The sequence below is a fragment of the Janthinobacterium sp. CG3 genome (genome assembly GCF_000344615.1).
Taxonomy (GTDB): domain Bacteria; phylum Pseudomonadota; class Gammaproteobacteria; order Burkholderiales; family Burkholderiaceae_D; genus Janthinobacterium.
On sequence record NZ_KB467824.1, the window covers coordinates 2,308,548 to 2,331,357 of the forward strand.

The following is a 22,810-nucleotide window of genomic DNA, read 5'->3' on the forward strand; positions in this document are numbered from 1 at the left end:
AAATATGTCCAACGTAGCCATACGCGATCTGCACATCCAGCTCGGCGCCAACACCGTCATCGACCGGCTCAACCTCGACGTCGAGGCCGGCGAATTCATCGTCCTGCTGGGGCCCTCGGGCTGCGGCAAATCGACGCTGCTGCACACCATCGCCGGCCTGATCGACGTCAGCGGCGGCAGCATCGAAATCGGCGGCCGGGATATGACCTGGGCCGACCCGAAGGACCGCGGCATCGCGCTGGTGTTCCAGTCCTACGCGCTGTACCCGACCATGAACGTCGAACGCAACCTGTCGTTCGGGCTGCGCATCGCCGGCACGCCCAAGCCCGAAATCGAACGGCGCGTGGCGCGCGCGGCGCACATGCTGCAACTCGAACCGCTGCTCAAGCGCAAACCGGCCAACCTGTCCGGCGGCCAGCGCCAGCGCGTGGCGATCGGCCGCGCCATCGTGCGCGAGGCCGACGTGTTCCTGTTCGACGAACCGCTGTCGAACCTGGACGCCAAGCTGCGCACCGAACTGCGGCGCGAACTCAAGCAACTGCACAAGCGGCTCGGCGCGACCATGATCTACGTTACCCACGACCAGGTCGAGGCGATGACGCTGGCCACGCGCATGGCCGTCATGCGCGCCGGCGCGATCCAGCAATACGACACCCCGGCCGAGGTCTACCGCGCGCCGGCCAACCTGTTCGTCGCCAGCTTCCTCGGCTCGCCCGGCATGAACCTGTTCAGCGGACAGCTGCGGCAGCGCGCCGGGCGCAGCGTCTTCAGCAACGCGTACCTGGAACTGGACGTGTCGGCCTATCCGTTTCACCGGCCGCCGTCGGACGGGCAACCCTGCGTGCTGGGCGTGCGGCCGGAAGACATCGGCGTCGGCGCGCAGTACGAACAGCGCGGCACCGTCTCGCTGGTCGAACCGATGGGCAACCACCGCGTGCTGTGGCTCGACTTCCACGGCAGCCAAATCGCCAGCATCGCCCAGGACCAGCAAACGGCGGAGCTGGACCCGGCCACCGGCTTCGCCATCCGCGCCGAAAACGTCTCCCTGTTCGACGAGGCGGAAGCCGGCGGCCAGCGCCTGTAGCGGCGCAATGCGGGGTCGGACCCCGAGGGTCTGACCCCGGCTTGACGCCGCTGGTTTTTCTCGCGGTCCGTGGCGCTTTAAAGCGGCGCCGGCGCGCCAAGCGAATCGCGCAGCGCCAGCGTCACCGGAAACTCGCGGCTGATCTGGTGCCGCGTGCCATAGCACTGGTTGAGCAACCAGCGCACCGCGTTCTGCGTCAGGTCGACTATCGGTATATGCACCGACGTCAGCCGCGGCGACGCAAACGCCGCCGAATAATCGTCGTCATAGCCGATCACCGACACCTGCGCCGGCACCGCCACGCCGGCCCCGTGCAGGCAGGCCAGCGCGCCGATCGCCATCTCGTCGTTGGCGCAGAACAGGCCGGTGAAGCGCAGACCCGCGTCCAGCAGCTCCCGGGCCGCCGCAAACCCGCCTTCGCGCGAAAAGTCCGACTCCACCAATTGCACGGCGGCGCGGGCGATGCCATGGCGCGCCAACTCCTCGAAAAAGCCGTGCATGCGGATCTGGTTGTCCGACGTATCGGCCGGACCCGAGATCGCCGCCAGTTGGCGGTGCCCCTGCTGCAGCAGCGCGGCGGCGGCCAGCACGCCGCCGCCGCGGTGGTCCGGGCAGAACGACGCGTCCGGCAATTGCGCGCAGCGGCGGTTCAGGAACGCCATTTTCGGCTGCATGCGCTGCAGCGCGATCAAGTCCTCGTCGAGCAGGTCGTGGCCCAGCACCAGGATGCCGTCGCAGTCGCGGCTGATGAGGAATTTGACCGCCTCGATGGCCTGCTCGCGCGGCGACTCGTCGCCGCAGCCGGTCGCCACCACCACGTGCCGGCGCAGCGCGCGCAGTTCGGTGTCGGTCTGCTTCAGGATGCTGCCGTAATAGGCGCCGAAGAACGACGGCACGAACACGCCGATCATGCCGAGCGACTGCGCCGACAGCGAGCGGCCGATCGAAGACGGGCGGAAATTGAGTTGTTCGATGGCCGCCTGCACGCGCGCCGCGGCTTTGGCCGAGACCGGTCCGGCGCCGGAAATGGCGCGCGATGCCGTCGACATGCCTACACCGGCGAGCGCCGCGACGTCTTTCAGCGTTGCCAAAAATACTCCTGGATGGGATGGGTTAAACGAGGTGCCGCCGAGGCGTCGCGCCGAAGCCAAAACGGTCTCCATGGTAACACGCGCCACACCGGGGACAGACCACGATTTCCGAGAAACTTCCCTCACGCGCCACACCGGGGACAGACCACGATTTCCGAGAAACTTCCCTCGGAAATCGTGGTCTGTCCCCTAAGCTGCTACAAACTGCCGTCGGCCCTGCTCAGCCTGCTCTACGCGGCGTTGGCGAAATGGGTGTGGCAGGTTTTCGCGCGCGGCCGTGGCGGCGGCCCGTGATGTTCAGTGCAGGCTCGATTGCCCCATCCAGGCGATACTCTCGACGCCAAAGCGCAGCGGCTGGCGGGCGCCGTCGAAAGCCTTCAGCAGCGCCGCCATCCCGTGCGCCTGCGGCTGGACGCGGATGATCTCGACGCCCAGCGAGCGCAGCGCCGGAACCTGCGCGAACATGTCGACGCAGTTCTCGCCGGCGAGCGGCAGGCCGGCGCCGCGCCTGCCCGTTTGCGCCGGCAAGCGCCGCGGCTCGCCCTGGCAGCGGAAATCGCAGACGCCCTGCCCCTGCGCGCCGTCGCGCGCGCTGAAGCAATGGGCGTTGAACTCCAGCGCGAGCTGGCCCCACACGCTCACTTCGGTCTGCATGCCGGCCGGGCGGCGCTGCTGCAGCGCGCCCAAGACATCCAGCGGCAGGCCGGGCGGCGGCTGGAAGCGGCTCGCGCCCAGCATGGCCAGCCAGGACAGGATGCCTTCGTGGTGCGCGTTCAGGCTAGGGCCGGCGACGAACGACTGCCCTTGCATGGCGCGGATCGCGCGGACCACGCCGAAGCAGTTGGCCTCCAGTTGCAAACCGTCGGCCACGGCGCGCTCGACCAGCGCCTCGGTGGCGTGGCGGTCGGCGTCGTTATCGACGCGCAGCAAGGTCGCCATCACCACCTGCTTGCCGGCCGCGCGCAAGTCCTGCGCCAGCGCAAACCAGTCCTGCGACTGCATCAAATGGCGCCGCGAACACACCACTTCGCCCAGGTAGATGATATCGACCGGCCAATACCGCGCCTCGGCGTAGAAGCGCAGCGTGTCCGCCTTCGACCAGTAATGCGCCAAGGGGGCGAGGGAAATCTTGAGTGGTTTCATACTTGTTTCCTTGGACTGGCATAGTCCGGAGTTCAAGTGTAGCCGCCGCCGGCCGCCGCGCCCATAGGTAGAACGGACTAGGAGCGCGGCCAACCAAAGGCAAGGACCGGGGTCGGACCCCAAGGGTCCGCCCCCGGGGTTACGCCTTTGGTTGGAATGCTATGCGGCGCGCTTCAGCGTGTTGTGCGGATCGATGACGAATTTCTTCGGCGCGCCGGCGTCGAACTGCTGGTAGCTGTCGGGCGCCTGGTCGAGCGTGATGACCTGCACGCCAACGATGTCGGCGATCTTGATGCGGTCCCACAGAATCGCCTGCATCAACTGGCGGTTGTACTTCATCACCGGGGTCTGGCCGGTGTGCAGGCTGTGCGACTTGGCCCAGCCCAGCCCGAGCCGGATCGACAGGCTGCCGCGCTTGGCGGCGGGGTCGCTGGCGCCCGGGTCGTCCGTCACGTACAGGCCGGGGATGCCGATGCGCCCGGCCGCGCGGGTCACTTCCATCAGCGAATTGAGCACCGTGGCCGGCGCCTCGCTCTGCGAGCCGGCGTGGCCGTGGCCGCGCGCCTCGAAGCCGACGCAATCGATCGCGCAATCGACTTCCGCCTCGCCCAGGATGGCGGCGATCTGCTCGCTCAGCGTCGCGTCCAGCGACAGGTCGACGGTTTCGAAGCCGACCGCGCGCGCGTGCACCAGGCGCAGCGGATTGACGTCGCCGACGATCACCACGGCCGCGCCTAGCAGGCGCGCCGAGGCCGCCGCCGCCAACCCGACCGGTCCGGCGCCGGCGATGTAGACGGTGGCGCCCGGCCCGACCCCGGCCGTGACGGCGCCGTGGTAACCGGTCGGCAGGATATCGGACAGGCACGTCAGATCCTCAATTTTCAGCATGGCCGCGTCCTTGTCGGGGAAGCGCAGCAGGTTAAAGTCGGCGTACGGTACCATCACGTATTCGGCTTGGCCGCCGATCCAGCCGCCCATGTCGACGTAGCCGTAGGCGCCGCCGGCGCGCGCCGGGTTCACGCTCAGGCACACGCCGGTGTGCTGCTCCTTGCAGGTGCGGCAGCGGCCGCAGGCGACGTTGAACGGCACCGACACCAGGTCGCCCTTCTTCAGCGTTTCGACGTCCTTGCCGACTTCGATCACCTCGCCGGTGATTTCGTGGCCCAGCACCAGGCCGGACGGCGCGGTGGTGCGGCCGCGCACCATGTGCTGGTCGGAGCCGCAGATGTTGGTCGTGACGACCCGCAAAATGACGCCGTGTTCGATCTTGCGACCGAGCGGATTGTCCAGTTTCGGGAACGGAATCGACTGCACTTCCACCCTGCCGTGATCGACGTAGACCACGCCGCGATTTTCTGCCATGGTAAATCTCCTGTAGTTGTTTGGCGCTCCGCATCGGGGCGGACCGTTACTAAAAATATCATGCAGGGTGGACGCGACTTTAACGATTCCGACATGGATCGGCTGGAAAACGCCGGGGGATCGATTTAAAACAAGGGCGTACCCCTGGGGTCAGACCTGTAGGTCCAACCCCGGCTCTTTGCCCTTGGTTTTAAGGAGTTGGGCGGCGCACGAACATACGCTGCCGGTGCCGTGGACAGGCCCGAACGCGGCCTCGAAGTCGGCGCGCGACAGCGCCAGGCGCACGCCGACCCCGCGGCTGCCGGCGATGGCGTTGGGCTTGCTGATGCTAACGTCGGCCCATTCGATGCGGGCGTCGTAGTGGAAGACGAACTCCATCAACTCGCGCATGCGCGTCTCCAGCAACGGCGTGTGCGGCCAGGTCGGCCATTTGTCGCTGATCCAGTGGCAAATCGGCTGGTAGTCGAGGCAGTCCTCGATGCCCCGCGGCGCCGCCGGCACCAGCGCGCGCAGCGACAGGTTCACGATAATCGGCTGGAACTCGCGCTCGTGTTCCCAGATGCCGACCCGCAGCCGGGTGTGCAGGTCGCTGACGTTGATGGTCCATGGCAGGTTGCGCATATCAGCGTTCCAGCGTGACGTCCGACAGCGGCCGGCTACAGCACGGCAAAATCCAGCCCTGGTCGATTTCGCGCTGGCGTATGCCGCCGGCGTGCCGCATGTCGACCTGGCCGGACAACATGCGCGTCTTGCAGGTGCCGCACATGCCCTTGGTGCACGACACCGGCAGGCGCATGCCGGCCGCGCGCGCCGCCTCCAGGATGGTCTGGCCGCCGCCGCAGGCGACTTCGCTGCCGAGCCGCTCGAACTTCACCGTGAAGCCCGGCGCCGCTTCGGCCGCCACCGGCGCCGCCGGCTGGCTTGCGCCGTCGGCCTCCAGCGTCTCGAAGGCGAAGCTCTCCTGGTGGTAATGGGCCATGTCGAAGCCGGCCTCCTGCAACAGCGCGCGCACCGCCGCCATGTAGGGCGCCGGGCCGCAGCAAAACACCTCGCGCTGGGCCAGGTCGGGGGCGATATGTTCGAGCACCGCGCGCGACAGATAGCCGGTGAAGCCGGCCCAGGCGGCCGCGTCGCCGCGCCGCTCGCACACCAGGCCGAGGCGGAAACGCCGCTGGTTGTGCGCCAGCAGCTCCAGTTCGCGGGCGAAAATGATGTCGGCCGGCGTGCGCGCGCTGTGTACGAAGGCGATGTCGGCGTCGAAGCTGAGGTCGTGCAGCGCGCGCGCCATCGACATCAACGGCGTGACGCCGCTGCCGGCCGACAGGAACAGGTATTTGCCGGCCGCCGGCGGCGCTTGCAGGAAGCAGGAGAACTCGCCGCCGGGGCCGAGCACGCGCACGCTGGCGCCAACCTGCAAATTGTCGTGCAACCAATTCGACACCAGCCCGCCCGGCACCCGTTTGACCGTGATCGAGACCATGTCGGGCCGGGTCGGCGTCGACGACAGCGTGTAGCAGCGGTTGACGCGCACGCCGTCGATGTCCAGCTCCAGCGTCAGGTACTGGCCCGGCCAGTAGCGCATCGTGCGCGCCGCCGGGGCGGCGAACAGGAAGGTCTTGACGTCGGCGGTCTCCTGCCGCACATGGCGGCAGACCAGAGTGTCGTCGGTGGCGCCGTCCCACTGCTGCGCCAGCGACGCCAGGTCCGGCATGCGCGCGTTCATGGCTGCGGCACCAGCGCGGACAGGCGCGTGACGTACCAGTTGCAGAACTTCTCGACCAGCATCTCGGTGTACGGCGAATACGGGCCGGGTTCGTAGGCGTCGCTGCGCACCCCGCGCTGCGACGCTTCCACCAGCGCCTGGTCCTGGGCGTTGGTGGCGATCCACACGGCGGCCAGGTTGTCGAGGTCGTAGTCGACGCCCTCGACGGCGTCCTTGTGCACCAGCCAGGTGGTGCGCACCATGGTTTTTTCGGCTGATATCGGCAGCACCGTGAAGGTGACGATATGGTCGCTCATGAAATGGTGCCAGGAGTTCGGCTGGGTCCAGAACGACAGCCCGCCCAGGTCGGCCCGGCCGAATTCGCCCAGCAGCTTGCGGCAAGCGGCGGCGCCGTTCATGGTTTGCGACTCGCCGGCGCGGTCCAGCGGCAGGCGCTCGGTGCGAAAACCCGTCACGCAGTCGTCCAAATGGTCAATTTCGCGCGACGGCAGGCCCTGCGCCTCCCATTCGGCGTGGCGCTGGTTCAAAATGCCCTGGTACTGCTCCAGGCCGTCGCTGTGCTTCGGGTCCGGCGCGTAACCGAAGCCGTATTCGTACAGCGACATGGTCAGCTCGGGATGGTTGGCGCGGCAGTGGTAGCACTCGCGGTTGTTCTCCATCGTCAGCTTCCAGTTGCAGTCCTCGACGATCTCCATCTGCTTGGCGATCTTGCAGTTGGCCAGGTTGTGCTGGGCCAGGTACGGTTCCATCTGGCGCGCCATGTCGTCGATGTCGGCCGGCGGCGTCTCGGCCAGGCAGATGAACAGCAGGCCGCCGACGTTGCGCAGGTGGACCGGCTTGAGCTTGTGCTGGGAGACGTCGAACTTGTCGCCCATGTGCTCGGCGAACATCAGCGCGCCCTGCAGGTTGTAGGTCCACTGGTGGTAGGGACAAACCAGATTGCCGACCATGCCCTTCTGCTGCTGGCACAGGCGCGAACCGCGGTGGCGGCAGACGTTGTGGAAGGCGTTCAATTGCATGTCGTCGTCGCGCACCACCAGCACCGAGGTGCGTCCCAGCTCGACCGTGACGTAGTCGCCCGGCTCCGGCACGCTCGGCTCGGGACCGACGTAGATCCAGTGGCGGCCAAAGATCAGTTCCATGTCCAACTCGAAAATCGCCGGGTCGGTGTAAAACGCCTGCTCAAGGCTATATGCTGTTTTCCGACGTGCCAGCAAAGTATGAATATCGGTGGTCTTGGTAGTCATGTATGCGCTTTCCCGCTCTAGGAATCAAAAGTTGACCAAGCCATGGTCGCGTAAATAGTCGAGCAATACTTGTGCTTTTTCGACGGCATTCCCCTGTTTCACGACTTCGCCGCCCTTGCCGGCGCCGTCGCCGCCGCCGATGGCGCCCAACATGCGCGTGTGGCCGCTTTGCGCCAGCGCCGCCTTGAGCGGGCGCGGACGGCGCGTCAGCGCCTCGTAGCTCCACACCGCGCCGACGCCGACGCCGCCGCCGAGTATGCTCCCGGCGGCGCCGGCGCGGTGCGCGATACGCCCTGCGGCGGCGCGCGCGTAGGCGTACTGGCGCGTGCGCGGCGCGCGCGCGTGCACCGCCAGCAGCGCCGGCCCGTCCAGTTCCAGCAGGCGGCGCAGGCCCTTCGGCAGGAACTGGCGCACGCGCAGCGCGCCGCCGACGCGCCGCGCCTCCAGCACGTCGCTCGCCAGCGGCAGCTCCAGCGCCTCGGCCAGCCGGTACGCCAGCAGGCCGGAGGCGGCCTGCCATTCCGAACGCATGCCGCAGATGACCAGGTCGAAGCCGTCCAACCGCGCCGCCAGCGCCGGCAGCAGCGCGGCGTCGCCGGCCACGGCCAGCAGTTCGATGTTGGCGGCGCCCAGCGCGGCGTAGGGGCGCAGGTCGGCGGCCGCGATGGCGCCGTCGACGCTGGCGCACAGCAGCGTCAGCTGTTCGGCCGGCTGCAGGCTGCAGGCGAGCTCGAAGGCCGCCGCGTCGCACGCGCCGGCCTGGGCGCGCGCGCTGAGCGGGTGGCGCGCCGGCGCCAGCAGCACCGCAATCTTCAGATTATCGTTCATGCTTCGCCTCTATCAAAGTGTCATTACCGCGAAATCGGGGTCGTAGGTCGGGTTAGCCCAACGGGCGTAACCCGACAACGTTGGCCGGGGCAGCGCGTCTCGCCTCGGCCAACATTGTCGGAGTACGCTTCGCCAATCCGTCCTACTAGGCGGATTTGGCCGCTTGCGCGGCGCGTACCAGTTGCAGCAGCGCCTGCATCAACGCGCCGCTGTCCTCCACCAGCGTCAGGTTGGCACGCTTGACGATCGGCGCGCTCTGGTCCAGGTTGACGGCGATGACGTGGCGGCAGTCCTTGATGCCCTGCAGATGCTGCACCGCGCCCGATATCCCCAGCGCCATGTAGACGCTGGCCTGCACCGTCTTGCCGGTCGCGCCAATCTGCCGGGCGCGCGCGAAGCGGCCGTCGTCGACCGCCACGCGCGAGGCTCCGGTGGCCGCCCCCAGCGCCTGCGCCAGCGCGGCGAAGCCGGCCATGTCGCGCATGCCGTTGCCGCCGGAGAGGATGAAGTCGGCCTCCTCCAGCGCCACCTGGTCCGGGTCGCTGCCCTCCAGCCCCAAGTCGCGCAGGCCCCGCTCCAGCGCCGCCTCGGCCGCCGGCGCCGCCGCGTCCTCGCCCCGTCCCACATACGGCAGACGGGCGTCGGCGGCGTGACGCGCCAGCAGGATAATGCGCGGCAGCGCGCAGCGCGCAAACCGGCCACCGGGCACGATGCGGCACGCCGTCTCGCGCGTCAGTTCGACCACGTCGGTGGCGATGCTGGCGCCGCTGCGCGCCGCCAGGCGCCGCCCCAGGTCGGCGTCGGCGTCGCGTTCGGGCAGCAAAATGTGGCGCGGCCGGTACTGCTCGACCAGCGCCAGCGCCTGCGCCAGCCGCGCTTCGACCAGGTAGCCGGCGCCGCCCAGCTGCGGCAGTTGCACGCCAACGTCGGCGCCCAACGCGCCCAGCGGCTCGGCGCAGCCGCCCAGCACCGCCACCACCACGGCGGTGTCGGCGTCGGCCAGCAAGGTGGCGGCGGCGATGGTCTGGCGCGCGTGCTCGTCGAGTCCGCCGCGTTCGCTGTGCAGCAGCACCAGAATGGCCGCCGTCGCCGGCCGCGCGCTGCGCAGCGGTTTCGCCGCCGCCGCGTGGCCGCCGTGGTGCAGCTCGCGCGAGCCGGTTTCCTGTCCCAGTACGATGCGTTTCAGGCCGGACGCGGCGATCACATAAGGCCGGCGCGGATTAATCCTCGGTATGCTTGATTGGTGTTCCATCAGTCCCTCAGTCGTAAAACCAGCAGTTCGGCCAATTCCATCACCTCCGGCCGCGGCCCGACCACGCCTTCCAGCATCGCGGTGCAGTTCGGGCAGGCCACCGCCACGGTGGCGGCGCCGGTGGCGCGGGCGTCGGCGATGCGGATGTCGGGAATGCGGGTGGCGCCGGGAATGTCGGTGAACGGCGCGCCGCCGCCGCCGCCGCAGCACCGCCCGCGCTCCTTCGAACGCTCCATCTCCAGCACTTCGATGCCGAGCGCGCGCAAGACCTTGCGCGGCGCTTCGACCTCGCCGTTATAGCGGCCCAGGTAGCAGGGGTCGTGGTAGGTCAGCGGCGCGGCCGGCGCGGCGTCCTTCAGCGCGATGCGGCCTTCGTCGAGCAACTGCGCCAGCAACTGGCTGTGGTGGTGCACGTCGTAGCGCCCGCCAAGAGCCGGGTATTCGTTCTTCAGGCAGTGGAACACGTGCGGGTCGGGCGTGACGATGTGCTTGAAGCGCAGGCCGTCCAGCAGCGCGATATTGCCCTTCGCCAGATCCTGGAAGGCCGCCTCGTCGCCGAGCCGGCGCGCCAGGTCGCCGCTGTCCATTTCGGCCGCGCCCAGCACGGCGAACTGCACCCCGGCGTGCTGCAGCACCTTCACCAGCGCCCGCAGCGCGCGCTGGTAGCGCATGTCGAAGGCGCCCTCGCCGGCGATCAGCAGCCACTCGGTCGCGCCGCCCGGCGCCAGCGTCGGCACGTTCAGGTCGATCGCCCAGTGGTAGCGCATCGCCTTGGCGAAGCCGCCGACGGTGTCGGTCTGGCGCAAATTCTCCAGCGCCTGCGCGCCCTTGCCCGGCACCGCGCCCTGCACCATGGCCAGGTCGCGGCGGATCTCGACGACGGCGTCGACGTGCTCGATCAGCATCGGGCACTCCTGCACGCAGGCGCGGCAGGTGGTGCAGGACCAGATGGTGTCGGCGTCGATCAGGCCGGGCACGATGGCCAGGTGCGGCGCGCCGCGGTGCAGGCCGACCGGCTTGCCGGGATACGGCGTGCCGGCGTACTGCGCGTCGCTTTTCCCGGCCATGCCGGCCACCATGTCCTGGATCAGCTTTTTCGGGTTCAGCGGTTGCCCCGCCGCCAGCGCCGGACAGGCCGCCTCGCATTTGCCGCACTGGACGCAGGAGTCGAACGACAGCAGGCGGTTCCAGCTGAAGTCGGCCGGCTTGGCGGCGCCGAACTCGCCCCGCTCCAGCCGCGCGGGTTTCAGGTCGGTCGAACGCTGGCCGGCGAAGCGCTCGGGGCGCGGGTGGAAGGCCAGGTGCAGCAGGCCGGCGACGGCGTGCTTCATCGGTCCGCCCATGCCGATACCCAGCGCCAGCTCGGCGGTGCCGAACAACAGCAGCGCGACGACCACGGCGGCCGGGGCCAGCCCGCCGCCCGGCGCCAGCCAGGCCGCCAGCGCGGCGCCGACGGCGAACGCCGCCAGCGAAAACGGCAGCCGCATCCACGGCCCGCGCGAGAGCCGGGCCGGCGGCGCGCGCCGGCGCCATACCATCATCGCGCTACCGCCCAACATCACGGCCGAGGCCAGCAGCAGCACCCGGTCCAACAGCGGCGAATACAGCGCCAGGCCGTAATTGACGCCGATGACGGCGATCGACAGCACGGCGCCGCCGGCCACCGCCGCGTGGCTGTTGGCGACGAAGGGCTCGCGCGCGACCACGTGGTGCAGGTCGACCAGGTAGCGCTTGGGCACCGCCAGCAAGCCGCTCAAGACAAGCGGCGCGGCGCGGCCGTTGCGCCACAGCCGCGCGCGCCGCGCCAGGCCCAGCAACAACAGCAGGCAGGCGCACCAAAACGATACCGTTAAAGCGTAGGCCAACATATTAAAAGTCCTTGCACAGGCGAAGCGCGTCGTAGATGGCGCCGTGGATGTTATGCATCGAGATGCAGTCGCCGACCCGGAACAGCAGGAACTGCCCGGGGTTCAGCGCCTGCGCCAGCGACGGCTGCGGCTTGGCCGCGTACAGCGTCTCGATATCGGTTTCGCCGAGGTTGGCCGAGCGCTCCTTGAGTTCCCAGTACAGGCCCTCGTTGGGTACGATGCCGTTCTCGATGACGACCTGGTCGACTTCACGCTCCTCCAGCTCCTCGGTGTATTCGTTGCGCAGCACGGCGATGCACTTGTCGCCCTCGCGGTGCACGCTGTCGAGCCAGTAGTTCGGCGTCATCACGACGCCCTGGGCGTACATGCGGCGGTAGAAAATCGGGAAGGTGGTGCCGCCGACGTCGTCGGCCACCTTGACGTCGGGCGTGACGATTTCCACCAGGCTGCCGCGGCTGGCCAGGAAGTCGGCCACGCCGGCGCCGGCCTGGGTGCTGACGCCGTCGTACACCAGCACGGTCTTGCCCGGCGCGACCCGGCCCGACAGGATGTCCCAGCTGCTCACCGAGATGCCCTCGGCCGCGCCCCACCGCGCCACCTGCCCGGTGTGGCTGCTGCCGCCGGTGGCCAGCACGACGATGTCGGGCCGTTCCGCCAGGATCGCCGCCGCGTCGGCCGCCACGCCCAGGCGCCGGTCGACGCCGAGGCGCTTGGTCTCCATGTCGAACCAGCGCACGATGCCGGCCATCTGCTCGCGCTGCGGCGCCTTCGCGGCCAGCATGATCTGGCCGCCGACCTCGGCGTTTTTCTCGAACAGCACCACCTCGTGGCCGCGCTCGCGCGCCACCCGCGCCGCCTCCAGGCCGGCCGGGCCGGCGCCGACGACGACCACCTTGCGCACCCTGCCGGCGGTTTTCTCGACCAGGTGCGGCATGTGCTCCTCGCGGCTGGTGGCGGCGTTTTGCACGCATAACACGTCCAGGCCGTTGTACTGGCGGTCGATGCAGTAGTTGGCGCCGACGCACTGCTTGATCTGGTCTTCGCGGCCGTCGCGGATTTTCATCACCAAATGCGGGTCGGCGATGTGCGCGCGCGTCATGCCGACCAGGTCGCACATGCCGGCCGCCAGGATGCGCTCGGCCTGGACCGGGTCGCGGATGCTTTGCGCATGCATCACCGGCAGGCTGACCGCCGACTTGATGCCGTTCGCCAGGTGCACGAAGGGCTCGGGCGGCAAGGCCATCGGCGGCATGCAATTGACCAGCGTGTTGTGGGTGTCGGCGCCGGAGCCGATCACGCTGAGGAAGTCGATCAGGCCGGACTTCTCCAGCTCCTGGGCGATCTCCTTGAGCATGTCGTGGCTCAGGCCGTCCTCGTGGAATTCGTCGCCGCACATGCGCATGCCGACGCAAAAATCGGGGCCGACCTCGGCGCGTACCGCCGCCAGCACCTCCATGCCGAAGCGCATGCGGTTTTCCAGGCTGCCGCCGTAAGCGTCGGTGCGCTTGTTGGTGCGCGGGCTCCAGAACTGGTCGATCAAGTGCTGGTGCGCCGCCGAAATTTCGATGCCGTCCATGCCGGCCTGCTTGACGCGGCGCGCGGCGGCGGCGAAGTCGCGCACGATGCGCGCCATCTCGTGCGGCTCGATCACCTTGGCGTTGCCGCGGTGGACAGGCTCGCGCACGCCGGACGGCGTCACCAGGTGCGGCCAGTGCTCGCCGTGGTAGTTCGAGCGGCGCCCCATGTGGGTGGCCTGGATCATGATTTTGGCGCCGTGCTTGTGCATGGTCGCGGCCAGCCGCGCCAGCGGTTCGATGACGCGGTCGTGGCTCAGGTCGACCGACTTCCACCAGCCCTGCGGGCTGTCCTGCGAAACCGAACTGGAACCGCCGCAGATCGCCAGGCCCAGGCCGCCCTTGGCCTTTTCCTCGTAATAACGGATGTAGCGCTCGCCCGGCAGGCCGTTTTCGGCGTACACCTCGGCATGGGCCGTGCTGATGATGCGGTTGCGGATCGTCAGCTTGTTCAGCGTGATCGGGGCAAACAAATTCGGGTAACGCATGCGAACCTCGGCTTATTTTGGTGCTACGGTAAAGACGCAGTGCGCGTGGCCTTCGGCGGCGCAGCGGGTTTCACTGCTGACGGTGCGGTAGTCGCGCCCGGTGGTGGCGGCAACCCAGTCCATGGCGCCGGAGAACCAGCCGGAGAACATGTAGCACAGCTTGTCGCGCGCCTCCGGCTGCGCCAGCACGAAGGCTGAATGCCGCAGGCTGATGCTGGCGTGGCCGGTCTCGGCGTCGACCGATTCAAACTTGAACAGGCCCCAGCCGCGCTGCGACAGGCGGTTCAGGTAGTGCTCGTATACCGCCAGCCCGGCCAGGCCGTGGGTCGCGGCTTCCTTCTCGCACCAGAAATAGGCCGATTTGTAGCCGGCCTCGTAGAGCTGTTGGGCGTAACGCTCGCGCCCCAGCGCGGCCTCGATGGCGGCGTGGTTGTTGACGAAAAAATGGCGCGGCACGTACAGCATCGGCAGGCCGTCGGTGCTCCAGATTCCGGTTTCTTCATTGACTTCGATAGGCAGTTGCGGCTTCATGGGACATCTCCTCGTTGCATTGATCGGCTCGCGGGGGGCGTTAAAACTGGTGGCGCATCCCGACGGTGACGCTGGCGCGCTTGTGGATGCCGGCCGGCAGGGCAAAGCCCTGGTCGTCGAACACATTGCTGGCGTAGCCGGCGTCGGTCTTGCGATAGTCGGCCTGCAGGTACACATTGCTGCGCTTCGAGAGCTTGTAATTGACCATGCCGGCGCCCGACTTCTTGTTGCCGGCGACATCCTTCTGGCGGTCGTAGTACAGCGCGCCGACCAGGTCGACCCGCGGCGTCAGCGCGTAGGTCAGGCCGGTGGCCCAGACGTCGTTGCGCTGCGCCGTCAGGTCGCTGCTGTGGCGCAGGTAGTTCAGGAAGAACTTGAACGGCTCGGCGCTGTAGCTGCCGCCCACGGTCAGCGCCTTGTGGTCGGCCACGGCCTTGGCGTTGCGGGTTTGCTGGTAGGCGCCGTTCAAGGCCAGCGCGCCGGCCGCATACGACACGCTGGCGCCGGCGTTGCGCCCGGCCCGGTTGTCGCCGGCGCGCTCGCCCAGGCCGAGCATCAGCGCGGTCTTGACGGCGCCGAAGCTGCCGGCGTACTTCAGCGAATTGTCCCAACGCTTGCTGGTGTAGTTGTCGTAGATGTAACCGTCCTCGTACAGATTGGCCCAGCCGAAGGGCTCGTTCAGCGGCATGGTTTCATACACGGCGCTGACCTGGCGCCCCGCCGTGACCGTGCCGAAGGCGCCCGCCAGCCCGACCGACGCGGTGCGGCCGAACAGCCGCCCGCTCTGCGCGGCGGTGCCGGTGTCGGGGTTGATGCCGCCTTCCAGCACCACCAGCGCCTTCATGCCTGCGCCCAGCTCCTCCATGCCGCGCACGCCCCAGCGGCTCGGGCTGGTGGCGCCCGACATCACTTCCGTGCGGCCGTCGCCGTTTTTGTTCTGGTTGCTGCTGTAGCGCAGGCCCAGGTCGAGCCGGCCGTACACGGTAACGCTGGACTGCGCTTGCGCGGCGGCGGCGGCCACCGACCCGGCGGCCAGCACGCTGGCCATTATCTTGTTCATCATCGATCCCTTCCAGTTATTCGAGTTCTTCGGGCTTGACCACGATCCAGTTCCGCTCCGCCGTCACCGGCTGGCCCAGCGCTGCCTGGCGGGCCGCGTGGCGCTTCGCGGCGGCCTGAATCGTCGCTAGGTGCGCGGCCTTGCGGTCGACCCACAGGCGCACCCCGCCACGCTCCACGTCGGTGGCGTGGAACAGCATGTAGCCGTCGCTGGTGGGCGTGTCGCCGGCCACCAGGATGGGTTTTTTCCATTCGTCGATGTAGGTCAGGATGGCCGCGTGCTTGCCCGCCATCCAGGTGGCCGGCGTCCACAGATAGGGCTGCACTTCCAGTTCCAGGTTGGCGGCCTGGTTGTAACTGCCTTCGGCGATCTGCTTGCGCGCCGTGGTCAGCGCGCCGCTCTTGCGGTTCTTCAGCAAGGTGGTCACGCCGATGACGTTCTGCGGCTTGACGTCGTAGCCGTACTTCGGATCGGACGCCACCATGCGCACCAGCTCCTCGTGCGCGGCCGAGACGATATACACCTCGATGCCGTTCTCCATCAGCTTGTGGAACAGCTCCTGCTGGCCCGGATAGACGCGCTGCGGATGGATCTGCGCCTGCTTCACGGCGCCGCCCTCGAAATAGCTCGCCGGGATCAGCTTGTCGTAGGCCAGCAGCTGGTCGACATACTGCTTCAACTCGGCCAGCGTGAAGCCGGAAAACACCTGCGCCACCCAGGGGTAGCACACCATGTCGTCGATTTCGCACAGCCGCTGGTAATAGCTGTTCAGGCTTTCGCGCTGGCCTTCGCCGTCTTTGAATGGCACCAGCTTCAGCGACGGATCGAGCTTTTCCCGCGTCAGCACGCCCTTCATTTCAAGAAAAGGCAGCAGCGACTCTTCCAGATCCCAACGCGCGCTGGTCTGGTCCCAGTCGAACACGGCGTAGGCGCCGCTGTTGGCGTGGGTCGCGATCAAGGCATCCAACTGGACCTTGGCGGCGGCCGGCCAGTGCTTCAAGTCGGTGGCGCCGGCATTCCCGGCGCAGATCAGCGCAAGGGACAACAGCAAAGTGCGTAGACGGATCATCTTTAGCTCCAGGTTAGGCAATCGAATAATGCTTGTGTATGCGTCAGCCGCGCCAGACTTCGCCGAAGACGCGCACCCAGTTCGCGCCCATCACCTTGCGGATGCGCGACTCGCTCCAGCCGGCCTTCTGCATCGCCGCCGTCAAATTCGGGAATTCGCCGATGGTGCGGATGCCGAGCGGGTTGAGGATGGTGCCGAACTTGGTCAACTGGCGGTATTGGCCCTTGTCGTGGGTGATCCAATCGAAGAAGCCCTTGTCGTAGCCCTGGGTGAAATCGGTGCCGACGCCGACGCACTCCTCGCCAACCAGGTTGATGACGTAGTCGATCGCCTCGACGTAGTCGTCGACGGTGGCTTCGATGCCGCGCTTGAGGAAGGGCGGGAACATGGTCACGCCGATGAAGCCGCCGTGCTCGGCGATGAAGCGCAGCTGCTGGTCGCTCTTGTTGCGCTGGTGTTCCTTCAGGCCGGACGGCAGGCAGTGCGAATAGCAGACCGGCTTGCTTGAGGCCAGGATCGCCTCTTCCGAGGTGTTGCCGCCGACGTGGGACAGGTCGACCATGATGCCGACCCGGTTCATCTCGGCGATGACTTCGCGGCCGAAGCCGGACAGGCCGCCGTCGCGCTCGTAGCAGCCGGTACCGACCAGGTTTTGCGTGTTGTAGCACAGCTGCACCACGCGCACGCCCATGTCGGCGAAGGCTTCGATGTAGCCGAGGTTGTCCTCGAAGGCATGGGCGTTCTGGAAGCCGAGGATGATGCCGGTCTTGCCGGCCGCCTTGGCGTCGATCACGTCCTGGGCGCAGCGCACCAGCGTCACCAGATCCTCGTTCTCGCGGATCAGCTTTTTCATGTCGGCGATGTTCTTGACGGTGTCGGCGAAGCCCTCCCACACCGAGACGGTGCAGTTGGCGGCGCTCAGGCCGCCGCGGCGCATGTCCTCGAAGATCGAGCGATCCCACTTGGCGATAATCAGGCCATCGATGACGATGGCGTCTTCATGCAAATTCGACATTGCTGCTCCTGTTGGTGGAATATGTTTTAAACCCGGGGCGCCCCCCCCCGGGGTCGGACCCCGGCGCTTGCCTCTGCTTGGTTCGGTGAAAACGACGTCTACTGCCCACCCAGCAGCGACAGCACCGGATGCGCCGCGCGCGCCGGCAGTTGCTGGACGCCGATGCCGTACGGCCGCGCCGCCTTGTTCAGCAGCAGCCAGACGTAGTCGGCGAAGCTGCGCCGGAACACCACGAAGACGCCGTCGGCGTCGACCCGGTACACCAGCATGTTGGCGCGCCCGCACATGGTGGAGACGGCGCGGCCCGGCGTGACCAGCTCGAAATCGTAGACGCCGACGTGGTGCAGCACCGCCAGATGGTTGGCGCCGCTCAGGTAGACCTGGGTCAGGCCGCCGGAGTTGTCGACCACTTGCGCGTGCAGGCCGCCGGTGGCGCTCTCCAGCTTGGCGATGGCGTCGTTCAACAGGCGCCGCGCGCACACCAGCAGCCACTCGTCCGGCGACTGCCAGAGCAGCAGGCCCAAGGCGGTCTGCACGAAGCTGCTGGGCAGCAGCGGCGGCGGCGCGCCCAGCGCTTCGGCCACGCCGGCGCGAAACAGCGGGTCGGCGGCGTCGCCGCGCAGCGCCACATAGCCGAGCAGCGCCAGCTCGTTCATCCAGACGCCGTGCGAACCGTCCTGCGGGCGGGCCTTGGCGGCCAGGCCGAAGCTGTGCAGCGGCGACTGCAAATATGGCTGCACCACGGTGCCGCCGGCGGCGGCGAATTGGGCGGATTCGTTAAACATTGTGGCGGTCTCCTTGTGGATCGACAAACACGGGCGAGGCGATTCTGGCCTTGATAAGCTGGCCGCCGTCCCAGGCGTACACGGCCTGGCCGTCCTTCAGCGCGCCGCCTTCGAGCACCGCCAGCGCCACCGAATGGCCCAGGCAGGCGCTGTGGTAGCTCGACGTGACGTGGCCCAGCATGCGGGTCTGGTCCGGGCCAGCCAGCAGTTGCGCGCCCTCGGTCAGCACCTGCGCCGGGTCGTCCGTCAGCAGGCCGACCATTTGCTTGCGGTCGCCGCGGGCCGTGTCGGCGCGCGCCAGCGAGCGCTTGCCGAGGAAGGAGAACGGCTTTTTCATGCTGACCGCCCAGGCCATGCCCAGGTCGATCGGCGTGACCGAACCGTCGGTGTCCTGGCCGACGATGATGAAACCCTTCTCGGCGCGCAGCACGTGCATGGTTTCGGTGCCGTACGGCGTAATGTCGAACTCGGCGCCGGCGCGCATCAGCGCTTCCCACATGTAGTGGCCGTAGCCGGCGTCGACGTTGACCTCGTAGGCCAGCTCGCCGGAAAAGCTGATGCGGTAGACCCGCGCCGGGATGCCCGCCACGGTGCCGCTGCGGCAGTCCATGAATTTGAAGGCGGCGGCCGACAGGTCGATGTCGCCGCACAGTTTCTGCAGCACGGCGCGGCTTTTCGGCCCAACCAGCGCGCAGGTCGACCAGTGGTCGGTGACCGATGTCAAATACACCTTCAGCTCCGGCCATTCGGTTTGCAGCCAGCGCTCCAGCCAGGACATCACGCGCGCCGCCCCGCCGGTGGTGGTGGTCATCAGGAAGTGGTTCTCGCCAAGACAGGCGGTGACGCCGTCGTCCATCACCATGCCGTTCTCGTCCAGCATCAAGCCGTAGCGGCACTTGCCGACGCCGAGCTGGCTCCAGGCGTTGGCGTAGACGCGGTTCAGGAATTCGCGCGCGTCCGGCCCGCGCAGGTCTATCTTGCCCAGCGTGGAGGCGTCGAGCATGCCGACACCGCCGCGGGTGGCGACGCATTCGCGGTCGACCGCCGCGTGCAGATCCTCACCCGGTTTGGGGAAGTACCAGGGCCGCTGCCACTGGCCGACTACTTCAAACTTGGCGCCGCGCGCCTTGTGCGCGGCGTGGATCGCCGAATAGCGCTGCGGGTCGAAGGTGTCGCCGACCATCGCCCCGGCCAGTACGCCGAACGCCACCGGCGTGTAGGCGGGCCGGTAGGTGGTGGTGCCGACTTCCGAAACCGGCTTGCCGAGCGCCTCGGCGGTGATGGCGAAACCGTTCACGTTCGACAGCTTGCCCTGGTCGGTGCCGAAACCCAGGCCGGTGTAGCGCTTGACCAGCTCGATGGAGCGGTAGTTTTCGCGCACCGCCAGATGGATGTCGGAGGCCGCCACGTCGTTCTGGAAGTCGACGAAAGCCTTGGCGCCGTGGCCCTCGGCCTTGCCGTCCGGGACGCGGAAAATGCGCCGCGCCGCCTGCGCCGGCATGGCCGAATTGACGCCGGCCGTTTCCGGCGCCTTGGCCGCGCTTGGCTTGCCCAGCGCCGCGCACAGCCCGACGACGATGCGGGTGGTCTGCGCCAGCGCGTCTTGCAGGCCGAATTCGCCGACCACCGAGCCGACGCAGGCCACGCCCGGGCGGCCGTCGACCGGCGCGACGAAGGCCAGCTTATCCTCGCTCCACTGCGGCCGGCTGCCGTTGTGGCAGAACAGATGCACGTTCGGCGACAGGCCGCCCGACGACAGCAACAGGTCGCAATCGACCTCGGCGCCGCGGCCGACCACCTTGTTGCTGCCGGCGTCGAGTTGCGCCAGGCGCGCGCCCTGCACCGCCCGGCCGCCCAGCGCCTGCGCCACGCCGTAGCCGTTAAGCAGTTCGACGCCGGCGTCGCGCGCCGCCTTGGCGCGCGACGCCAGGGCGCCGCCGCCGCGGGTGTCGGCCAAGGTCACCTGCGCGCCGGCCTGCGCCAGGTCGCGCGCCGCGCCGTAGGCCCAGTCGTTCGAGGTCAGCACCAGCACCTTCTGGCCGGCCCGCACCGCGTAGCGGTTCAAGTAAGTCTGGCCGGCCGACGCCGTCAGCACGCCCGGCAAATCGTTGTTCCCGAACACCAGCGGGCGCTCGATGGCGCCGGTCGCCAGTACCACCTGGGTGGCGCGGATCTTGTGCAGGCGCTGGCGCGGCAGCTCGGCCTTGCGCCGGCCCGGCGCCACGTGGTCCTGGATCAGCTCGACCGCCTGCACCAGCTGCTGGTCGTGCAGCGCGAACGCGGTGGTGCGCGCCAGCCGCTTGACGTTCGCCAGGCCGTCGAGTTCGGCCACGCAGGCGCGCAACCAGGTCAGCGCGGCGTAACCGTCGATGCCCAACTCGTGGTCGGTCAGCAGCCAGCCGCCCATCTCGGCCTGCTCGTCGACCAGCATCACGCGCAGCCCGGCGCGCGCCGCCAGCAGCGCCGACCAAATGCCGCAGGCGCCGGCGCCGACCACCAGCACGTCGACGTGGTGGTGCAGATGGTCGTAGTGCTCGGGGTCGGATTCGACCGGCGCGCGGCCGTAGCCGGCGGCGCGGCGGATAAGGTCCTCGTACAGCGGCCACATCTTCGCCGGCGCCATGAAGGTCTTGTAATAGAAGCCGGCCGGCATGAAGCGCGCGGCGTGGCCCATGATGCCCTTGGCGTCGAAGTTCAGCGACGGCCAGCCGGTGGTCGAAAACGCCTGCAGGCCGGCGTACAGCTCGACCTGGGTCGCCTTCACGTTCGGCACGGTGGCGGCGCCGCGCTCCAGTTGCACCAGCGCGTTCGGCTCCTCGGCGCCGGCGCCGATAATGCCGCGCGGGCGGCCGTACTTGAAGCTGCGTCCGATCATGCGCACGCCGTTGGCCAGCAGCGCCGAGGCCAGCGTGTCGCCGGCGTAGCCCTGCATCTGCTTGCCGTCGAAGCTGAACGAGAGGGGTGTGGCGCGGTCGATGCGCGCGTTGGGACGGTTGACGCGGTGCGAATTCACGCTTGCTCCTGCAGATAAAGGGGTTTGGCTTCGGCCAGCGTCCAACAGCCGGCGATGTCGTGGGTTACCGTGTGGCGCTTCACCACCACCACCTTGCGGCAGCCGGCCGCGTGCAGCCACTGCTCCCAGTGCCAGCCCTTGGGGTTCTTGCGCATGAAGACGTAATCGCCCCACTCCTCGTCGCTGGCGCTGTCGGGCGCGCCCGGGCGCACGATGAAGGCCTCGCCGGCGTTGGAGAACTCCTCCTCCTCGCGCGCCTCGCCACAGTGTGGACAGTGCAAAATAAACATGGCTACTCCTCTCAGTCTGTTCGTTCTTCTAGTGCGCGACGGCGGCGGCGCCGTGCTCGTCGATCAAATGGCCGGTGTGGAAGCGCTCCAGCGCGAACGGCGCGTTCAGCGGGTGCGGCTGGTCGTGGGCGATGGTGTGGGCGAACACGTGGCCGGAACCGGGCGTGGCCTTGAAGCCGCCGGTGCCCCAGCCGCAGTTGAAGTACAGGCCCTTGACCGGCGACTTGCCGATGATCGGGCAGGCGTCCGGCGAGACGTCGACGATGCCGCCCCACTGGCGGTTCATGCGCACCCGCGAGAACATCGGGAACAGCTGCAGGATGGCGGCGGCGGTGTGCTCGATGACGTGCGGGCTGCCGCGCTGGGCGTAACTGAGGTAGCTGTCGATGCCGGCGCCGATCACCAGCTCGCCCTTGTCGGACTGGCTGACATAGCCGTGCACGGCGTTCGACATCACCACCGTGTCGAGCATCGGCTTGAGCGACTCCGACACGAAGGCCTGCAAGGGGTGGCTTTCCAGCGGCAGGCGGATGCCGGCCATCTTCGCCAGCGTGGTCGAGTGGCCGGAGGCGACGCAGGCGACGCGGTCGGCGCGGATCGCGCCGCGCGAGGTCTGCACGCCGCGGATGCGGCCGGCCTCGATATCCAGGCCGGTCACCTCGCACTGCTCGATGATGTCGACGCCGAGCATGCTGGCGGCGCGGGCGAAGCCCCAGGCCACCGCGTCGTGGCGCGCCACCCCGGCGCGCGCCTGGAAGCTGGCGCCCATGATCGGATAGCGCGCGTTGGCGCTGGTGTCGAGCAGCGGGATGCGGCGCTTGACCTCGTCCGCCGACAGCACCTGGGCGTCGATCTTGTTGAGCAGGTTGGCGTTGACGCGGCGTTCGATGTCGCGCATGTCCTGCAGCGTATGGCCCAGGTTGAAGACGCCGCGCTGGCTGAACATCACGTTAAAGTTGATTTCCTGCGACAGCGTCTCCCACAGCTTGAGCGAGTGTTCGTACAGATTCGAGGCCTCGTCGCACAGGTAGTTGGAACGCACGATGGTGGTGTTGCGGGCGGTGTTGCCGCCGCCCAGATAGCCGCGCTCGATGACCGCGATATTCTTGAGCTTGTGCTCCTTGGCCAGGTAGTAGGCCGTGGCCAGCCCGTGCCCGCCGGCCCCTATGATGATGACGTCGTAGGACGGCTTCACTTCCGGGCTGCGCCAGGCCGGCGTCCAGTTCTCGTTCTGTCTGAAGCCCTCTTTAATCAGGCGCCACAGTGAATAGGTATCGTTTGCCATTATGCGTTCCCTAGCGTTGAATCGTGACTCCATTATGAAATTTCCGATGGCGACAAAATTGATTGCAAAGGACTACGACTTGTACAAATCCGACACGTGCGG

19 protein-coding genes are annotated in these 22,810 nt (G+C 68.0%); 1 reads left to right on the plus strand and 18 read right to left on the minus strand.

The features are described 5' to 3' along the window. Positions 1-4: 4 nt before the first annotated feature. Positions 5-1,084, plus strand: coding sequence for an ABC transporter ATP-binding protein (locus JANGC3_RS0109970; RefSeq protein ID WP_017876348.1), 1,080 nt, complete (start codon positions 5-7; stop codon positions 1,082-1,084). A gap of 77 nt (positions 1,085-1,161) precedes the next feature. On the opposite strand, the gene JANGC3_RS0109975 is transcribed toward JANGC3_RS0109970, so the two are convergent. The 18 genes from JANGC3_RS0109975 to JANGC3_RS0110060 form a co-directional block, all read right to left on the minus strand. After that, positions 1,162-2,175: a LacI family DNA-binding transcriptional regulator gene (locus JANGC3_RS0109975; RefSeq protein ID WP_017876349.1), complete on the minus strand. Its 1,014-nt coding sequence runs from the start codon at positions 2,173-2,175 to the stop codon at positions 1,162-1,164. A gap of 297 nt (positions 2,176-2,472) precedes the next feature. After that, positions 2,473-3,318, minus strand: coding sequence for a U32 family peptidase (locus JANGC3_RS28965; RefSeq protein ID WP_157406553.1), 846 nt, complete (start codon positions 3,316-3,318; stop codon positions 2,473-2,475). 159 nt (positions 3,319-3,477) lie between these two features. Beyond that, positions 3,478-4,680: a formaldehyde dehydrogenase, glutathione-independent gene (fdhA, locus tag JANGC3_RS0109985; RefSeq protein ID WP_017876351.1), complete on the minus strand. Its 1,203-nt coding sequence runs from the start codon at positions 4,678-4,680 to the stop codon at positions 3,478-3,480. A 150-nt stretch (positions 4,681-4,830) separates the two neighbouring features. Next, entirely contained in the window at positions 4,831-5,301 is a 471-nt protein-coding gene (locus tag JANGC3_RS0109990; RefSeq protein WP_017876352.1) for a dihydroneopterin aldolase, read from the minus strand. Position 5,302: 1 nt separating this feature from the next. Continuing rightward, positions 5,303-6,403 (minus strand): hybrid-cluster NAD(P)-dependent oxidoreductase, encoded by a 1,101-nt coding sequence (locus JANGC3_RS0109995; protein ID WP_017876353.1) that lies wholly within the window; start codon positions 6,401-6,403, stop codon positions 5,303-5,305. Next, positions 6,400-7,650, minus strand: coding sequence for an aromatic ring-hydroxylating oxygenase subunit alpha (locus JANGC3_RS0110000; protein ID WP_026132802.1), 1,251 nt, complete (start codon positions 7,648-7,650; stop codon positions 6,400-6,402). The genes JANGC3_RS0109995 and JANGC3_RS0110000 overlap by 4 nt, the downstream gene beginning before the upstream one ends. 24 nt (positions 7,651-7,674) lie before the next feature. After that, the gene (locus JANGC3_RS0110005; protein WP_017876355.1) at positions 7,675-8,478 is read right to left on the minus strand and encodes a hypothetical protein; all 804 of its coding nucleotides are present in this window, start codon (positions 8,476-8,478) and stop codon (positions 7,675-7,677) included. Between the two features lie 145 nt (positions 8,479-8,623). Then, positions 8,624-9,730 (minus strand): electron transfer flavoprotein subunit alpha/FixB family protein, encoded by a 1,107-nt coding sequence (locus JANGC3_RS0110010; protein WP_026132804.1) that lies wholly within the window; start codon positions 9,728-9,730, stop codon positions 8,624-8,626. After that, positions 9,730-11,598 (minus strand): (Fe-S)-binding protein, encoded by a 1,869-nt coding sequence (locus tag JANGC3_RS0110015; RefSeq protein WP_017876357.1) that lies wholly within the window; start codon positions 11,596-11,598, stop codon positions 9,730-9,732. The genes JANGC3_RS0110010 and JANGC3_RS0110015 overlap by 1 nt, the downstream gene beginning before the upstream one ends. 1 nt (position 11,599) lies before the next feature. After that, a complete protein-coding gene (locus JANGC3_RS0110020) occupies positions 11,600-13,660 on the minus strand; it encodes an NADH:flavin oxidoreductase (RefSeq protein ID WP_017876358.1) in 2,061 nt (686 codons plus the stop codon). 12 nt (positions 13,661-13,672) lie between these two features. Beyond that, on the minus strand, positions 13,673-14,191 hold the full coding sequence (locus JANGC3_RS0110025; RefSeq protein WP_017876359.1) for a DUF5943 domain-containing protein: 519 nt from the start codon (positions 14,189-14,191) through the stop codon (positions 13,673-13,675). Positions 14,192-14,231: 40 nt separating this feature from the next. Then, on the minus strand, positions 14,232-15,254 hold the full coding sequence (locus JANGC3_RS0110030; RefSeq protein WP_017876360.1) for a porin: 1,023 nt from the start codon (positions 15,252-15,254) through the stop codon (positions 14,232-14,234). A gap of 13 nt (positions 15,255-15,267) precedes the next feature. Continuing rightward, complete coding sequence (locus tag JANGC3_RS0110035) at positions 15,268-16,320, minus strand: haloacid dehalogenase-like hydrolase (RefSeq protein ID WP_017876361.1); 1,053 nt, start codon at positions 16,318-16,320, stop codon at positions 15,268-15,270. 43 nt (positions 16,321-16,363) lie between these two features. Next, positions 16,364-17,335 (minus strand): dipeptidase, encoded by a 972-nt coding sequence (locus tag JANGC3_RS0110040; RefSeq protein WP_017876362.1) that lies wholly within the window; start codon positions 17,333-17,335, stop codon positions 16,364-16,366. Between the two features lie 98 nt (positions 17,336-17,433). Further along, on the minus strand, positions 17,434-18,120 hold the full coding sequence (locus tag JANGC3_RS28970) for a sarcosine oxidase subunit gamma (protein ID WP_017876363.1): 687 nt from the start codon (positions 18,118-18,120) through the stop codon (positions 17,434-17,436). Continuing rightward, positions 18,113-21,133 carry a sarcosine oxidase subunit alpha family protein gene (locus JANGC3_RS0110050; RefSeq protein ID WP_017876364.1) on the minus strand — a complete coding sequence of 1,007 codons (3,021 nt, stop codon included), beginning with the start codon at positions 21,131-21,133 and terminating at the stop codon, positions 18,113-18,115. Before JANGC3_RS0110050 ends, JANGC3_RS28970 begins: the two co-directional genes overlap by 8 nt. Then, positions 21,130-21,423 carry a sarcosine oxidase subunit delta gene (locus JANGC3_RS0110055; protein WP_026132805.1) on the minus strand — a complete coding sequence of 98 codons (294 nt, stop codon included), beginning with the start codon at positions 21,421-21,423 and terminating at the stop codon, positions 21,130-21,132. Before JANGC3_RS0110055 ends, JANGC3_RS0110050 begins: the two co-directional genes overlap by 4 nt. Before the next feature lie 28 nt (positions 21,424-21,451). Continuing rightward, positions 21,452-22,708, minus strand: coding sequence for a sarcosine oxidase subunit beta family protein (locus tag JANGC3_RS0110060; RefSeq protein ID WP_017876366.1), 1,257 nt, complete (start codon positions 22,706-22,708; stop codon positions 21,452-21,454). Positions 22,709-22,810: the final 102 nt, after the last annotated feature.

Bases quoted from the DNA above. Each gene is read 5' to 3' on its own strand.
- JANGC3_RS0109970 (WP_017876348.1), top strand. From the start codon at position 5: ATGTCCAACGTAGCCATACGCGATCTGCACATCCAGCTCGGCGCCAAC.
- JANGC3_RS28965 (WP_157406553.1), bottom strand. From the start codon at position 3,318: ATGAAACCACTCAAGATTTCCCTCGCCCCCTTGGCGCATTACTGGTCG.
- fdhA (WP_017876351.1), bottom strand. From the start codon at position 4,680: ATGGCAGAAAATCGCGGCGTGGTCTACGTCGATCACGGCAGGGTGGAA.
- JANGC3_RS0109990 (WP_017876352.1), bottom strand. From the start codon at position 5,301: ATGCGCAACCTGCCATGGACCATCAACGTCAGCGACCTGCACACCCGG.
- JANGC3_RS0109995 (WP_017876353.1), bottom strand. From the start codon at position 6,403: ATGAACGCGCGCATGCCGGACCTGGCGTCGCTGGCGCAGCAGTGGGAC.
- JANGC3_RS0110000 (WP_026132802.1), bottom strand. From the start codon at position 7,650: ATGACTACCAAGACCACCGATATTCATACTTTGCTGGCACGTCGGAAA.
- JANGC3_RS0110005 (WP_017876355.1), bottom strand. From the start codon at position 8,478: ATGAACGATAATCTGAAGATTGCGGTGCTGCTGGCGCCGGCGCGCCAC.
- JANGC3_RS0110010 (WP_026132804.1), bottom strand. From the start codon at position 9,730: ATGGAACACCAATCAAGCATACCGAGGATTAATCCGCGCCGGCCTTAT.
- JANGC3_RS0110015 (WP_017876357.1), bottom strand. From the start codon at position 11,598: ATGTTGGCCTACGCTTTAACGGTATCGTTTTGGTGCGCCTGCCTGCTG.
- JANGC3_RS0110020 (WP_017876358.1), bottom strand. From the start codon at position 13,660: ATGCGTTACCCGAATTTGTTTGCCCCGATCACGCTGAACAAGCTGACG.
- JANGC3_RS0110025 (WP_017876359.1), bottom strand. From the start codon at position 14,191: ATGAAGCCGCAACTGCCTATCGAAGTCAATGAAGAAACCGGAATCTGG.
- JANGC3_RS0110030 (WP_017876360.1), bottom strand. From the start codon at position 15,254: ATGATGAACAAGATAATGGCCAGCGTGCTGGCCGCCGGGTCGGTGGCC.
- JANGC3_RS0110035 (WP_017876361.1), bottom strand. From the start codon at position 16,320: ATGATCCGTCTACGCACTTTGCTGTTGTCCCTTGCGCTGATCTGCGCC.
- JANGC3_RS0110040 (WP_017876362.1), bottom strand. From the start codon at position 17,335: ATGTCGAATTTGCATGAAGACGCCATCGTCATCGATGGCCTGATTATC.
- JANGC3_RS28970 (WP_017876363.1), bottom strand. From the start codon at position 18,120: ATGTTTAACGAATCCGCCCAATTCGCCGCCGCCGGCGGCACCGTGGTG.
- JANGC3_RS0110055 (WP_026132805.1), bottom strand. From the start codon at position 21,423: ATGTTTATTTTGCACTGTCCACACTGTGGCGAGGCGCGCGAGGAGGAG.
- JANGC3_RS0110060 (WP_017876366.1), bottom strand. From the start codon at position 22,708: ATGGCAAACGATACCTATTCACTGTGGCGCCTGATTAAAGAGGGCTTC.